Annotated in this window: 13 protein-coding genes; 5 read left to right on the top strand and 8 right to left on the bottom strand. The window is 69.4% G+C overall.

Annotated features, from left to right (window positions below):
- Nucleotides 1–1,341 (bottom strand): amylo-alpha-1,6-glucosidase, encoded by a 1,341-nt coding sequence (locus tag ACFC06_RS17015; RefSeq protein WP_375931629.1) that lies wholly within the window; start codon nucleotides 1,339–1,341, stop codon nucleotides 1–3.
- Between the two features lie 54 nt (nucleotides 1,342–1,395).
- Nucleotides 1,396–1,899 carry a DUF6069 family protein gene (locus ACFC06_RS17010; RefSeq protein WP_375931626.1) on the bottom strand — a complete coding sequence of 168 codons (504 nt, stop codon included), beginning with the start codon at nucleotides 1,897–1,899 and terminating at the stop codon, nucleotides 1,396–1,398.
- A gap of 135 nt (nucleotides 1,900–2,034) precedes the next feature.
- Between ACFC06_RS17010 and ACFC06_RS17005 the strand changes: the two genes are divergently transcribed.
- Nucleotides 2,035–2,724 carry an SDR family oxidoreductase gene (locus tag ACFC06_RS17005; protein WP_375931623.1) on the top strand — a complete coding sequence of 230 codons (690 nt, stop codon included), beginning with the start codon at nucleotides 2,035–2,037 and terminating at the stop codon, nucleotides 2,722–2,724.
- A 58-nt stretch (nucleotides 2,725–2,782) separates the two neighbouring features.
- Nucleotides 2,783–3,565, top strand: coding sequence for a polysaccharide deacetylase family protein (locus tag ACFC06_RS17000; protein ID WP_375935547.1), 783 nt, complete (start codon nucleotides 2,783–2,785; stop codon nucleotides 3,563–3,565).
- A gap of 51 nt (nucleotides 3,566–3,616) precedes the next feature.
- Here ACFC06_RS17000 and leuS read toward each other — a convergent pair whose 3' ends face one another.
- On the bottom strand, nucleotides 3,617–6,463 hold the full coding sequence (gene leuS / locus ACFC06_RS16995; RefSeq protein WP_375931621.1) for a leucine--tRNA ligase: 2,847 nt from the start codon (nucleotides 6,461–6,463) through the stop codon (nucleotides 3,617–3,619).
- Between the two features lie 159 nt (nucleotides 6,464–6,622).
- Between leuS and ACFC06_RS16990 the strand changes: the two genes are divergently transcribed.
- Both ACFC06_RS16990 and ACFC06_RS16985 read left to right on the top strand, forming a co-directional pair.
- Nucleotides 6,623–7,030: an SdpI family protein gene (locus ACFC06_RS16990; protein ID WP_375931618.1), complete on the top strand. Its 408-nt coding sequence runs from the start codon at nucleotides 6,623–6,625 to the stop codon at nucleotides 7,028–7,030.
- 86 nt (nucleotides 7,031–7,116) lie between these two features.
- A complete protein-coding gene (locus ACFC06_RS16985) occupies nucleotides 7,117–7,443 on the top strand; it encodes a hypothetical protein (RefSeq protein WP_375931615.1) in 327 nt (108 codons plus the stop codon).
- Between the two features lie 45 nt (nucleotides 7,444–7,488).
- Here ACFC06_RS16985 and ACFC06_RS16980 read toward each other — a convergent pair whose 3' ends face one another.
- From ACFC06_RS16980 to ACFC06_RS16960, 5 genes are read right to left on the bottom strand one after another with little or no spacing between them, the layout of a single operon-like run.
- Nucleotides 7,489–8,367 carry a DUF6670 family protein gene (locus ACFC06_RS16980; RefSeq protein WP_375931612.1) on the bottom strand — a complete coding sequence of 293 codons (879 nt, stop codon included), beginning with the start codon at nucleotides 8,365–8,367 and terminating at the stop codon, nucleotides 7,489–7,491.
- Nucleotides 8,368–8,399: 32 nt separating this feature from the next.
- Nucleotides 8,400–9,416 carry a pyridoxal phosphate-dependent aminotransferase gene (locus ACFC06_RS16975; protein WP_375931609.1) on the bottom strand — a complete coding sequence of 339 codons (1,017 nt, stop codon included), beginning with the start codon at nucleotides 9,414–9,416 and terminating at the stop codon, nucleotides 8,400–8,402.
- On the bottom strand, nucleotides 9,413–10,426 hold the full coding sequence (locus tag ACFC06_RS16970) for a 3-oxoacyl-ACP synthase III family protein (RefSeq protein ID WP_375931606.1): 1,014 nt from the start codon (nucleotides 10,424–10,426) through the stop codon (nucleotides 9,413–9,415). Before ACFC06_RS16970 ends, ACFC06_RS16975 begins: the two co-directional genes overlap by 4 nt.
- Before the next feature lie 2 nt (nucleotides 10,427–10,428).
- The gene (locus tag ACFC06_RS16965; protein WP_375931603.1) at nucleotides 10,429–11,088 is read right to left on the bottom strand and encodes an SRPBCC family protein; all 660 of its coding nucleotides are present in this window, start codon (nucleotides 11,086–11,088) and stop codon (nucleotides 10,429–10,431) included.
- On the bottom strand, nucleotides 11,085–12,824 hold the full coding sequence (locus tag ACFC06_RS16960; RefSeq protein WP_375931601.1) for a thiamine pyrophosphate-binding protein: 1,740 nt from the start codon (nucleotides 12,822–12,824) through the stop codon (nucleotides 11,085–11,087). The genes ACFC06_RS16965 and ACFC06_RS16960 overlap by 4 nt, the downstream gene beginning before the upstream one ends.
- A gap of 141 nt (nucleotides 12,825–12,965) precedes the next feature.
- Between ACFC06_RS16960 and ACFC06_RS16955 the strand changes: the two genes are divergently transcribed.
- Entirely contained in the window at nucleotides 12,966–13,493 is a 528-nt protein-coding gene (locus ACFC06_RS16955) for an EXLDI protein (protein ID WP_375931599.1), read from the top strand.
- Nucleotides 13,494–13,569 lie beyond the last annotated feature (76 nt).

Here is a 13,569-nt window from a genome sequence, read left to right as displayed (position 1 = left end):
TCAGCCCAGCCAGTCGAGAACCGAAGCGGCGGTCCAGGATTGCTGCATGCTGCCCAGCGGAGCGCCGGTGAACGGCTCGTAGTACTCGGCGAAGCTGCCGTCGGAGGCCTGGCGCAGACCCTCGGCGCGCAGCATGTAGGAGCGTTCGGCCCAGCCGCGGCGGGCGAAGGCCCAGGAGAACAGCCAGCTCATCACCGGCCAGACCGGGCCGCGCCAGTACTCGCGGGGGCGGAAGTCCTTGGAGACAGGGGACGTCGAGGGTGGCAGGGCGTAGCGCAGGTCGGGGTGGCCGCAGAAGCGCGGGCCCTCGAAGGTGGTGAGCAGGGCGCGTTCGGCGGGGCGGGGCAGGCCGCCGGAGAGCAGCGGCGCGAACACGGCGAGGGTCTCGGTGCCGATCCAGCGCTGTAGCCGGACGTCGTAATCGCGTGCGGCGCCGGTGCGTTCGTCGGTGGTGGCGACCACGCCCGTGCGGAACCGCTGCGCCCACTGGTGCAGTTCGCGGACGTCGGCGTGCGGCTGCTTGTACTCCTCGCCGATATCGGCGAGCACCTCGCAGGCCAGCGCGAAGATCGCCGAGACGAACACGTCCTCGACCGCGAAGCTCATCACCGAGGTGAGCTGGAAGTCGTCGTAGTTCGCCCGGCGCATCTGCTCGACCAGCCACAGGTAGCGGTCGTATTCGCGATCGCTGGGGCGCTGGGTGGGATCGGAGATGATCGCGGTGTCGGCGCGCCGGTACGGCGGCAGATCCGCGCCGGGAACCACATGGGCGTAGGCGCGGTCCCAGCGCGGCGAGTTGTCCATTCCGGATTCCCAGCCGTGGTAGAGCGTGATCCGGCCGTTCTCCTTGGGGTCGCGGGCGTGCGCGAGCCAGCGGTGCCAGCGCACCAGATCGGGCCACCGGCGGTTCAGGAACTCCTCGGCGACGGCCCGCGTGGACCGCCCGTGCCTGCGGGAATGGTCGAGAATGCGCTGCACGGCGATGGCGTGCACGGGTGGCTGGGTGATGCCGGAGGTGTCGGGCCCGTCCGGCGCGTTGGCGGCCAGCCTGCGACACTCCCAGCGCGCGGGCCCGGGAAAGTAGCCGTCGACGCCGTTGGCGAAGACGATGTGCGGGATCATCCCGTTCTTCCACTGCGCCGAGAGCAGGGTGTCGAGCTCGACGACCGCGCGCTCCACGCTCAGCGGCGCGAGCCCCACCGCGACGAACGCCGCGTCCCAGCTCCACATGTGCGGGTAGAGCCGGGGCGCGGCGCTGGTCATGGTGCCCAGGTCGTTGCCGCGCAGGAGATAGGCGGCGCGGGCCGCGAGCTGCGTGGGGGTGAACCCGGGGTCGGTCATTTCTCTATTCTGCGGCCGACCAGGCGAAACGGCATCCCGGCACGGCTGTGACGGTCAGTACCCCACCGGCCGGTTGTCGTTCTGCGCGGCCGCGCCGACGGAACTGAGCATGGTGGTGATGCACAGGCCGAGGAGCAGATTGATCACCGCCGTCGCGATCTTGGCGTCCAGGTCGGCGACCAGCGTGAACGGCAGGATCACCGCGACGGCGGTCACCAGCAGGCAGATCCAGGTGAAGAAGGTCAGCGGGCTCGGCATGGCCAGCAGCAGCACCATCAGCAGTGCCGTCGCCAGCAGCGCGGCGCCCGCGGCGGCCATGGCGTAGGAGGTGGTGGACACCGTGCCGTACGCGCCGGCGCCCTCCGGCGACAGGATCGCGATCCCGAGCACGCCGCGCACGAGCATGATCGCGACGACCACGAGCAGCGCGGCCACGACGGCGGTCCCGATCCCACCCGCCCAGAGCTTGCCGATATTGACCGCCGGTTTGGGCGGCTGACCCTGGTTCTGCGGATACTGGGGATTCGCTGGATCGTAGTTGTACCGAGGATCGGTCATACCCCGACGGTACTAGCGAGCGCCCCTGATCAGCTCCGAAACCACCCAGGTGTCACCGCCGAATACCCGGATCGCCGGATTTGCCGGAATCCCCCGCGCCGCCGTCGCGGCGCCCGGGCAGTTAGCGTGGGGATCATGACGGTGACCAACACTCCCGCCGCGACAGCCTTGATCACAGGTGCCAGCCGGGGCCTCGGCGCGGCGATCGCCCGCGAACTCGCGCCGACGCACGAACTGCTGCTCGGCGCGCGTTCCGCCGACGCGCTGAAACCCATCCTCACCGAACTCCCGAACGCGACCGGCTGGCCGGTGACCCTCACCGACTACCCGGCCGTGGCCGAGGCGGCGGCGCGCATCGAGCGGCTCGACGTCCTCGTCCACAACGCCGGGATCGCCGATCTCGGGACCGTCGCGGAGTCCTCGGTCGAGCAGTGGCGAAGCACTCTCGAGGTCAACCTGATCGCGGTGGCCGAGCTGACCAGGCTGCTGCTGCCCGCGCTGCGTGCCGCGAACGGCCATGTGGTGCTGATCAATTCGGGTGCGGGGATGCGGGCGCATCCGGGCTGGGGTTCCTACGCGGCGAGCAAGTTCGGCCTGCGCGCCTTCGCCGACGCGCTGCGTCAGGAGGAGCCCGCCCTGCGCGTCACCTCGATCTTCCCCGGCCGCATCGACACCGATATGCAGCGCGCGATCGTGGCCGACGAGGGCCGCGAGTACCGCCCGGAGGAATTCCTGCGCGCCGAGACCGTGGCCGGGGCGGTGCGCACCGCCGTCGATACGCCGCGCGACGGTCATCCGACCGAAGTCGTGCTCCGCCCGGCATAATCGGGCGCACGAGGACGCCCGGTATCCCGGAGGGGGATTGCGCGTGGAACGACGTCGAATGCTGGCTCTGCTCGCCGCGGGTACCGCCGTGGCGCTGACCGGGTGCGCGACCGCCGAGGGCGAGACGGTCGAATCCGGTTCCGGTGGCGAGATCCCCTTCGCGCCACCCGCCCCGGCCCCCGCGGTGCTCCCGCCGCCACCCGGTGGCCCCCGCTCGATCATCGGGCCGGGCACCATCACCGCGCTGCCGGGCCAGGGCACCAGCATGGCCCTCACCGTCGACGACGGCGCCAGCCCCGAGGTGGTCGGCGCGTATGTGCGGTGGGCGAAGGACACCGGCGCCCGCTTCACCTTCTTCGTCACCGGCTACTACGAATCCTGGACCGTCCATCGCGACGCCCTGCGCCCACTGGTCGACTCCGGCCAGATCCAGCTGGCCAACCACACCTGGGACCACGCCGCGCTCACCAAGCTGAGCGCGAGCGGGGTCGCCGACCAGCTCTCCCGCACGAAGACCTTCCTGCACAACACCTTCGGCGTCGACGGGACCCCGTTCTACCGCCCGCCGTTCGGCTATCACAACGCCACCGTCGATCGCGTGGCCGCCGACCTCGGCTACACCGTGCCCGCCATGTGGTACGGCTCGCTGTCGGACTCCGGCCTGATCACCGAGGAATACCTGATCGAGTGCGCCCGAAAGTATTTCGCGGCCCAGGCGATCGTCATCGGCCACGCCAATTTCGCCCCGGTCACCCGGTGCTACGGACAACTCGTCGACATCATCAGGGAGCGCAATCTCTCGCTGGTCACCCTGAACGACGTGCTCGAGGTACGGCCCTGAACGACGCGGCGCCCCGGACCGAAAAGGTCCGGGGCGCCGCGTTTTTCAGGCTCAGGGGACGATATTGACCATCTTGCCCGGGACCACGATCACCTTGCGCGGTGCCTGACCCTCGAGCAGGGCGACGACCTTCTCGTCGGCCAGCGCGGCAGCCTCGATGGCGGCCGGGTCGGCGTCGGCGGGGACCTGGATGCGGCTGCGCACCTTGCCCTTCACCTGGATCGGGTACTCCACCGAATCGGCGACCAGCAGCGCCGGGTCGGCGATCGGGAAGGGGCCGTGAGCCAGGGAAGCGGTGTGCCCCAGGCGTTCCCACAGTTCCTCGGCGATGTGCGGGGCCAGCGGGGCCAGCATCAGCACCAGCGGTTCCACGGCGGCGCGGGGGGCGCCGTCGGGGTAGTTCTTGGTGAGATGGTTGGTCAGCTCGATCAGCTTGGCGCCCGCGGTGTTGTCGCGCAGCGCGGCCAGGTCTTCATCCACGCCGGCGATGGTGCGGTGCACCAGGCGCAGGGTCTCCTCCGAAGGCGCGGCGTCGGTGGCCTTCACCGATCCGGTCTCCTCGTCGACCACCAGGCGCCACACGCGCTGCAGGAAGCGGTGCGCGCCGACGACGTCCTTGGTCGACCAGGGACGCGAAGTGTCCAGCGGCCCCATCGACATCTCGTAGAAGCGGAAGGTGTCGGCGCCGTACAGGTCGCAGATCTCGTCCGGCGCGATCGCGTTCTTCAGCGACTTGCCGATCTTGCCGTACTCCTGGTTCACCTCGATCTCGACACCGTCGGTGCCGGTCCAGAAGAACTTGTCGCCGCGCGCGACCACCTCGACGGCGGGCACGTACGCGCCGCGCTCGTCGGTGTAGGCGTACCCCTGCACGTAACCCTGGTTGTACAGGCGCCGGTAGGGCTCGCTACCGGAGACATCACCCAGGTCGAACAGCACCTTCTGCCAGAACCGCGCGTACAGCAGGTGCAGCACCGCGTGCTCCACACCGCCGACGTACAGGTCGACGCCGCCCGGATCGTTCGGGCCGTGCTCGGCCGTGCGCGGGCCCAGCCAGTACTTCTCGTTCTCCTCGGCGCAGAACGTCTCGGCATTGGTCGGGTCGGCGTAGCGCAGCTGGTACCAGGACGAACCGGCCCAGTTGGGCATGACATTGGTGTCGCGGCGGTAGGTGCGCGGGCCGTCGCCCAGGTCCAGTTCCACGTGCACCCAGTCGGTGGCCTTGGCCAGCGGCGGGGACGGCTCGGAGTTCGCGTCGTCGGGGTCGAAGGTGACCGGCGCGAAGTCCTCCATCTCCGGAAGTTCCACGGGCAGCATGGATTCCGGCAGCGCGTGCGCCACATTGTGCTCGTCGTAGACGATCGGGAACGGCTCGCCCCAGTAGCGCTGCCGGGCGAACAGCCAGTCGCGCAGCTTGTACTGCACCGTGCCGGTGCCGTGGCCCTCGGCCTCCAGGTGACCGATCATGGTCGCCTTGGCCTCGTCCACCGAAAGACCGTTCAGGAAGCCGGAATTCACCAGTTCGCCGTCACCGGACCAGGCGCCCTCGGTGATGTCGCCGCCGGAGATCACCTCGACGATCGGCAGCCCCAGCGCGGTCGCGAACTCCCAGTCGCGGTGGTCGTGACCGGGCACCGCCATGATCGCGCCGGTGCCGTAGCCGCTCAGCACGTAGTCGGCGATGAAGATCGGCACCTGCTTGCCGTCGGCCGGGTTGGTCGCGTAGGAACCCAGGAAGACGCCGGTCTTCTCCTTGTTCTCCTGACGCTCCAGGTCCGACTTGGCCGCGATCGACGCACGGTAGGCCGCGACGGCTTCGGTGGGAGTGGCCGCGCCGCCGTTGGTCCAGCCCGCCTCGGTGCCGTCCGGCCAGGCGGCGGCGGTCAGCTTGTCGACCAGCTCGTGCTCGGGCGCCAGCACCACGTAGGTGGCGCCGAACAGGGTGTCGGGGCGGGTGGTGAACACCTCGATGGTCTCGGCGCCAGGGGCGTCGAAGCGCACCTGCGCGCCGCGCGAACGGCCGATCCAGTTGCGCTGCATGGACTTCACGTTGTCCGGCCAGTCCAGCGTGTCCAGGTCGTCGACCAGGCGGTCGGAGTAGGAGGTGATGCGCATCATCCACTGCCACATGCGCTTACGGAAGACCGGGAAGTTGCCGCGCTCGCTGCGGCCGTCGGCGGTGACCTCTTCGTTGGACAGCACCGTGCCCAGGCCGGGGCACCAGTTGACGATCGAATCCGACTGGTACACCAGGCGATACGAGTCGATCAGCGCGGCGCGCTCGGTCGCGCCCAGCGTGTTCCAGTCGCCGTCGGGCACCGGGCGCGAGCCGTTGGCGAACTGCTCTTCCAGTTCGGCGATCGGGCGGGCCTTGTCGGCCTCCTGGTCGTACCAGGCGTTGTAGATGCGCAGGAAGATCCACTGCGTCCACCGGTAGTACTCGGGATCGGTGGTGGCGAAGGAGCGCCGCGGGTCGTGGCCGAGGCCCAGCCGGTCCAGCTGACGCTGCATGGTGGCGATATTGGACTGCGTCGTCACCCGCGGGTGCGCGCCGGTCTGCACCGCGTACTGCTCGGCGGGCAGGCCGAAGGCGTCGTAGCCCAGCGCGTGCAGCACATTGCGGCCGCGCATGCGGTGGTAGCGGCCGAACACATCGGTGGCGATGTAGCCCAGTGGGTGCCCCACGTGCAGGCCCGCGCCCGAGGGGAACGGGAACATGTCCTGGATGAACAGCTTGTCGGGCGGTGTGTCGCCGGCGAGCGGCCCGACCGGATTGGGCGCGTGGAAGGTGCCGCGCTCGGTCCAGTTCTGCTGCCAGCGCCGCTCGATCCGCCCCGCCAGCTCGGCGTTGTACCGGTGCTGAGGTACGTCACTCTCGGTAGTACGAGTGTCCTGCACGGTCCTGCCTTCTTGTTCTCGCCGATCCCCGGTAAACATCGTCTAACAGGGTAGAACGTCTTCGCCATCGGATTTCCCACGCCCCGCGGGGTGTGTGGGCGGTCACCTCGGCGGGGAGCGCTCGGTCCGGGGGTGGCGCGGGTGCGCTAGCCTGCAGGAATGGTCGTCGTCGCTCTCCTGTTGTTCGCGCTGGCCGCGGTCGCCATCGTGACCGGTGTGCTCGGACTGCTCGGCAAGCTGCCCCGCAATCCCGTTCTCGGTGTCACCACCGAGGCCGCCCTGCACAGCGACGACAACTTCCGTATCGCCAATCGCATCGCCGCCCCCACCTCGGTCGGCGCGGGCGCGCTGCTGTTCGCCGGTGGCCTGGTCGCCCTGGTCGCGGGTGGGCTGCCCGCGGTCGGTGTCGCGGTCGTCGTGGCCGTCATCGCGATCTTCACCCTCGGCGCAGGCGCCAATGCCGCGGCCCGCGCCGTCGAGCCCCTGCTGCCCCCGGCCCCGGCCGGCGGCTGCGGCTCCTCCTGCGGCGGCTGCTCGCTGCGCGACACCTGCGCCCCCGCCAACTGACCGCTTTCCCCAGGCCGCCCCGCATCGGTGGCTGACGGCGCCCGTCTTCGGTACAACGGAGGCAGGCATCTGAACGGGGGAAGTTCATGAAGGTTGTCGCCGCGGCGTTCATCGTCGCATTGATCGGGGTCGTCGTCGCCATCGTGTCGCCGCTGGCCGGAGGACTGGTGTTGCTCGGGGCCGCGGTGCTGTTCGTGGTCGGGTGCGTGCGGGTGGTGACCCGGGATTCGCAACCGTTGCGGACGCGCCGTCAGCGGTGGCGGGCGGGCTCGGGTGGCGCTGCCGCGTCCGGCGCGGCCACCGGGGGTGGATTCCTGTGGTTCGGCGGGGACTCCGGTGACGGTGGCGGCAGCGGTAGCAGCTGTGGTGGGGGTGGCGGCTGCGGCGGTGGCGGTTGCGGTGGCGGCGGCTGATCCCGGACGGGCGGGCAGTGCGGTGCTGCCCGCCGCCGACGGTTCTCAGCGGGTGCCGAGGTACTCGATGTAGCCGGTGCCGGTGATCGGCTCGCCGCGGAACCGGCCGGTGTAGGCGTAGCTGCCGACGTAGCCGCCCGCCATCCCGTAGACGTAGTCGTCGTTGGTGGTGCCGTGGATCTCGATCAGCTCGTCGCCGTTGTCGTCGTTCACGCCCCAGCTGAACTGCGATGCCAGCTGCATGGACAGGCCGTTGGGGGTGCGGCGCGGGGTGGGTTCGAGGCGCTGGACCGCGAAGTGGAAGCCGTCCTCGTAGGTGCCGCCGTGCTCGGTGAGCGAACGCAGATAGACCGCCCGCTGCACGGGCACCCCGAGCGGCCCGAGCACCTCGACCATGAGCACCTGGGTGCTGTCGTCGATATTGATGATCTGGTAGGTGAAGAACCGCAGCGGCAGCGGAACATGCACGCCGCGTGCGTATTCGAGAGTGTTGAGTCCGGCGATCTCGATGGTCTCGCCCTGATGGGTGACGGTGCCCTCGTACCGGCACAGCAGCGACCAGTGGTCGTAGAGCCCGCCGCGCAGCGCCACGAAGTGCGACACCTTGTCCGTCGCGCGCACCCGCAGGTCCAGGTCGAACGCCGGATTGCGGTAGGTGACGGTGAAGTCCGGGTAGCGGCCCTCCAACCGGAAGTCCTCCCCGAAGCGGACCAGGCTCGAATCCGGCGCCAGCTCCATGTCCCGCGCCACCTGATACCCCCGGAACTGCCCGGGGAACCGCACCCCGGCCCCGATCAGCAGATTGGCGGTATCGGCATCGGTCGTCTCGATCAGATGGTCGTTGCGCCACAGCGGGATTCGTGGCTGACCGAGCACCGCGATCACGTCCACGAAGTTCAGCGGCGCGGGCAACCCGGGCAGCATCAGCCCGTAGTGCCGAATCGTGAATGTGCAGGTCAGTGCGTTGTCAGCGCGTTGTGGATGGCCGCGGAGACGGTGGGGTCGCCGATGGCCACGCGGGCGCTGCCGTCGGGATAGGGCTTGGCCTTGATGCCCGCGCGGCGCAGGGTGGTGGCGGGGCCGGGTCCGGGGAGGAAGAGGAAGTTGGCGTGGCTTTCGGGGGTGAGGATGCCGTCGGCGTGGAGGGCGGAGCGGAGGCGGTCGCGTTCCTGGTTGATCCGGGTGACGCGGTCGCGGAGTTCGCGCTCGGCGGCGTAGCTGGCGCGCACGGCGGCCACGGCGGCGGTGGGGACACCGAAGGGGAGTTGCTGGTGACGGACGCGGTCGATGAGCGGCGCGCGACCCAGGCAGTAGCCGATACGCAGACCGGCCAGGCCGTATGCCTTCGAGAAGGTGCGCAGGATGAGCAGATTGGGGTGTTTGCGCAGCAGGTCGTGGATGTCGAGATGATCGGCGGGGGACAGGAATTCGACGTACGCCTCGTCGAGCAGGACGGGGATCTTGCGGCCGACGGCGGACAGGAACGAGCGGACCGCGCCCGCGTCGAGCAGCGTGCCGGTCGGATTGTGCGGGCGACACACCACGACCAGCGCCGTGCGGCGGTTCACCACGCGCCGCAGGGCGGGCAGGTCCTGATTGCCCGCCGCGTCGAGCGGGACGGGGACCAGCGTCATCCCGGTCATCTCCGCCATCACCGGATAGCCGTCGAAAGTCGGTGTGCTGGTGACGAGTTCGCCGTCACCGAGGGCGCGCATCACCTGCAGCGCCACGCCGGTTGCGCCCGAGCCGACCACCACCTCCTCCGGCCGCACACCGAGATGCTCGGCGATCAGCCGCGGCAGCTGCTCGGGCAGGAACTCCGGATACCGGTTGGCGTGGGTGAGTGTCTCGTGCACGGCCGCGATGACCGAAGGCAGTGGTGGGAAAGGGTTCTCGCTGAGGCTGAGATCGAACCGGGTGCTCCCGGTGGCGAAACGCCGGGAGGGGATGGTGGGTTCGGCGAGCAGGGTCATCGCGCCGCGCCCCAGCGCACCGCCGCCGCCCCGGCGAAATCGCCCGCGTGCGCGAACGCCGACAGCAGCACCACCGACCCGTTGCGCAACCGGCCCGCCCGGTTCTCGATATCCAAGGTCACCGGAATGCCCGCGGCGAAAAGGTTTCCGCACTGGTCGAAGGTGTCGGGATGTCGTTCGGCGGGCAGTTCCAGTGCGTCGGTCCAGTTGCGCAGGAACAGCCGGTTCGGCTGATTGGTGACGAAGGTGTCGATATCGCGGCCCTTCACCCCGATGTGTTCGCACACCGCCAGCGCCACCTCGGGCACCAGCCGATTGCCGCGCGCGAACACCTTGGTGATCTTGGATTCGGTGAAACTCACGCACCCCTGCCCCTCACCGGGCTCCCAGTACTTGCGCGGGCCGTTGGTGGAGAAGTCCATGTCACCGGCGAATTCGGGATAGGTGCGGCATTCGATGTCGAGGATGGGTGCCGAATCGTCCTTGCGCAGCAGGCCGATTCCGCAGCCGTCGCCGGGTACCGGGGCCTGGGCCAGCTTGCGGATCTCGGGCTGGGTGAACACCGGGCCCGCGCAGTTCTGGGTGGCGACGATCAGCGCCGTCTTCGCCTCGCTGGTGGCCATCATCATCCGGGCCAGCGCCATCATGTGTACGAAGGCCGCGCAGCCGCCGTTGTGTACGTCGAGCACGTGGGTGGGGTGCGCGCCGAGGCGGCGGGCCAGCTCGGGGCCCGCGCCCAGCACCGGATTGTCGGGGAGCTGGGTGTGGGTGATGATGATGTCGAGCTCGGTGGCCAGGCCGTCGCCGTGGCGTTCGCGCAGTGCGGCGAAGGCGTGTTCGGCCAGGTCGACGGCGGTGTCGTCGCGGGAGACGTGGTGGCGCCCGGTCGGCGACCGGAACATCACGTTCTTGGCCATCCGCTCCGAGCGCGAGTACCGGGTGAAGTAGTCGGTGGGGACGGGGTCGCCGGGCAGATGGCTCGCGACGTCGACCAGGCTCACTGCGGGCATGTTCACTGCATCCACTCCGGCTTGACCGGCAGCCCGTGGGCGGCGCGGTATTCACAGATGGCCTTGAGGTTGTCCAGTTCGAGCTGGTGACCGGCCGAGAACATCTCCCAGAAGTCACCGACCCACACCGGCCGCCCGGGCGGCGCGGTCTCGGGATAGCCGTTCTCGTCGTAGAAGGGGTGGTGACAGTTCACCCACAGCACCACCGAGCCGGGCTTGTCGAACACCACCTGCGCGTCGACCACCCGCATCAGGTAGATCATCCACAGGTGCGCGGACTGGTCCCAGGCGCAGTGGTAGTCCACGGTCATGGCCTCGGGATGGGCGACGGTGCGGGTGTAGCACTTGGTGCTGTCGCCGAGCCGGTCGTAGGACAGCCACAGCCCCGGCTCGTCGGTCTCGGTGAAGCCGCGCAGGCTGTAGGTCCATTCCTCGAGCGAGCGGGTGTCGGCCAGATACCCGAAGACCTCGCGCGGCGGCGCGGCGATATAGGTCTGCACGGGGCAGTACTCGCCGAAGATCTGGTCGTGCGGATACACCGACCGCAGCATGTCCATGATGATCGGCGTGGTCGCCTCGCGATCGGAGTTCTCGATCCGCAGCACACCGGGCACCACCTGGTCGGGGATGTCGCTGAGTGCGGGCAGGGCGCTGGTCGTCACGGTGTTCTCCTCGCGGATTCGATGGTCGACAAGAAGGGCTGGAACGGCGGGATTTCGTCGGCGTCGCAGAGGATTTCGAGGAAGGCCGGTCCGGGGGTGCCGAAGCCGTGGCGCAGGGCCTCGGTGAGGTCGGCGGGGTGTTCGACGGTGTGGGTCGCCAGCCCGGGGAACATGGCGGCGACGCCCGCACCGATCCGGGCGGGCCGGAAACGGTTGAAGCTGTAGCGGTCTCGATAGAAGAGCTGTTCGCGGGTGACGCACATGGCGTGCGCGTTGTTGTTGAAGACCACGAAGGTGATGGGCAGGTCATATTCGACGGCGGTGTGGATCTCCATGCCGTGCATGAAGAACGCGCCGTCACCGGCGATGACGACGGTGCGATGCGGTCCGTCGCGGCGCGCGAAGGCCGAGCCGATGCCCGCGCCGAAGGCATAGCCCATCCCGCCCATGCCGAGCGCGACCACGAAACGCCCGCCCTCGGGCACGCACAGGTGGTGGACCACCGAGGCGCCGGTGTTGCCCGCGTCGGCGAAGATGTCGGCGCCGTCGGGCAGTGCGGCCTGGAGGGATTCGACGACCGCGCGATAGCGCAGGCCGGGGCCGTCGGACTCGGGGACGGGCAGCGGGGTGGGTTCGCGGGCGGCTGCCGGTGCGGCGGGGAGATCGAGCTGGGGGAGCAGTTCTCGGAGGGTAGTGGCCAGGTCTGTGCTGGTCAAGTGGGTCGACGGCAGGTAGGGCGGGAGGGCGCCGATGCTCAGCAGGGGCCGCTGGGCCAGGGCGGATTCGAGTCCGGCGCGGGTGGTCACCGGGAGGCGGGTGCCGATGAGCAGGCACGCGCTCGCCGAGGTCAGCGCGTCGAGCAGTTCGGGATGACCCATGCTCCCGGCGACACCGCAGTAGGCGGGGCCGTTGTTCGGGTAGACGTCCTTGGCGTCCGGGGCCAGGCCGATCGAGGCGCCCAGCGCGGTGACGAGCGCGGCCAGTTCGGGGCGGGCGTTGTCGCGGGCGACCTGGTCACCGGCGATGACGACCACCGGGCCCGCCCGCAATCCGGCGACGAAGGCTCCGCCGACGCGGGAGGTCACGATCGCCCTCTGCGCGCGAGCCGCCGGTCCGGCTGTCGCGTGTCCGCCGGTGTCCTCGACCCGGACTTCGCGTCGGTGGTCGGCTGGGTTGCGCGGCGAGGCACCGTCGTGGGAGGTGGTCGCCATCATGTCGTGCTGCTGAATGTCTTTGGGTAGCAGCAGCACCGATGGTCCGCCCGCCTCGGCGGCAGCGATCGCCTCCGCGAGCTGGGTGGGCAGGGCCGCCGGGTCGGTGACCCGGGCGCAGTAGCGGCTCACCGTCGCGAACAGTGCTCGCGCGTCGATGGATTCGGCCAGTCCGCTCGAATCCTGGAACGCCCCATGCCCTTCCAGTCCGGTCGGGGCCTGTCCGATCAGCGCGAGCACCGGCACCCGTGACGCGTAGGACTCGGCCAGTCCGGCCACCAGATTCATCGCCCCGCCGCCGGAGGTCGTTGCGACGACGCCGAGTCCGCCGGTGCTGCGGGCGTAGCCGTCGGCCATGGTCGCCGCCGAGAATTCGTGCTTGGCGACGACGCCGGTCACCAGCCCGTCCGCGTCGAAGATCGCGTCGTAGAGGTCTTCGATATTGGCGCCGTCGACACCGAAGAGATGGGTGATGCCCCGCTCGGCCAGCGCCCGTACCAGGTAGTCCACCACTCGGTCCGGCATCGGCACTCCTCCACGCGGCGCGTTCCCGGCGGCCTGCGGGCCGCCTCCAACCGGTACTACGGAGCGCGCGGAACGGGGGTTCATCGGATCGGCGGGAAACTTCCCCTTGTGTGTACGTATACATCTACGTATAGTGAGTTCATGCCCAACAAGACGATCTACGTAGCCGACGACGATCTGCCCCTGTTCCAGCGGGCGCAGGAACTCGTCGGGGGCAATCTGTCCAGCACGGTCGTCACCGCACTGCGCAGGCTGATCCACCTGGAGGAAGGTCGCGAGGCCGGCTTCGAGGAGATCGTGTTGCAGGTGGGGCGCGACGGGGCCCGTCAGGTGCGCTTCCAGGGCTCGCTGCTGGGGGAATGGCAGGAGATGGGTGACGAGCAGGTGCGCAACCTGACCGTCTACCGCAGTCGTAAGGGCAAGCTCGTGCTGCACACCCACACCGCGGCCTGGAGCGACTACCCGACCGGTCCGGCCGCCGGTGACATGAAGGAGTGGAAGTACTGGCGCCGCTTCTTCGGTATCGGCGACCGCGCCTTCGACTGGGGTGACTACGAGTACGAGATCTTCGACGAGGTCACCGCGTTGAAGGGCCGCATTCCCGACAAGCTGTACCGCAAGGTGGCCGACATCGTCGAACACCCGCAGATCGAGGAACTCGACATCTAGCTCCTCGCCGACAACCGCACACCCACCTCACCACCACGCCCCCCGGGGGGACGTGTCGATAACTCATGCACATATT

The organism is Nocardia sp. NPDC056064, from assembly GCF_042266925.1.
In the GTDB taxonomy this organism is placed as follows: Bacteria; Actinomycetota; Actinomycetes; order Mycobacteriales; family Mycobacteriaceae; genus Nocardia.
This window is presented reverse-complemented; position numbering and strand designations above follow the sequence as displayed.

Bases quoted from the DNA above. Each gene is read 5' to 3' on its own strand.
- ACFC06_RS17015 (WP_375931629.1), bottom strand. From the start codon at position 1,341: ATGACCGACCCCGGGTTCACCCCCACGCAGCTCGCGGCCCGCGCCGCC.
- ACFC06_RS17010 (WP_375931626.1), bottom strand. From the start codon at position 1,899: ATGACCGATCCTCGGTACAACTACGATCCAGCGAATCCCCAGTATCCG.
- ACFC06_RS17005 (WP_375931623.1), top strand. From the start codon at position 2,035: ATGACGGTGACCAACACTCCCGCCGCGACAGCCTTGATCACAGGTGCC.
- ACFC06_RS17000 (WP_375935547.1), top strand. From the start codon at position 2,783: ATGCTGGCTCTGCTCGCCGCGGGTACCGCCGTGGCGCTGACCGGGTGC.
- ACFC06_RS16990 (WP_375931618.1), top strand. From the start codon at position 6,623: ATGGTCGTCGTCGCTCTCCTGTTGTTCGCGCTGGCCGCGGTCGCCATC.
- ACFC06_RS16985 (WP_375931615.1), top strand. From the start codon at position 7,117: ATGAAGGTTGTCGCCGCGGCGTTCATCGTCGCATTGATCGGGGTCGTC.
- ACFC06_RS16980 (WP_375931612.1), bottom strand. From the start codon at position 8,367: ATGCTGCCCGGGTTGCCCGCGCCGCTGAACTTCGTGGACGTGATCGCG.
- ACFC06_RS16975 (WP_375931609.1), bottom strand. From the start codon at position 9,416: ATGACCCTGCTCGCCGAACCCACCATCCCCTCCCGGCGTTTCGCCACC.
- ACFC06_RS16970 (WP_375931606.1), bottom strand. From the start codon at position 10,426: ATGCCCGCAGTGAGCCTGGTCGACGTCGCGAGCCATCTGCCCGGCGAC.
- ACFC06_RS16960 (WP_375931601.1), bottom strand. From the start codon at position 12,824: ATGCCGGACCGAGTGGTGGACTACCTGGTACGGGCGCTGGCCGAGCGG.
- ACFC06_RS16955 (WP_375931599.1), top strand. From the start codon at position 12,966: ATGCCCAACAAGACGATCTACGTAGCCGACGACGATCTGCCCCTGTTC.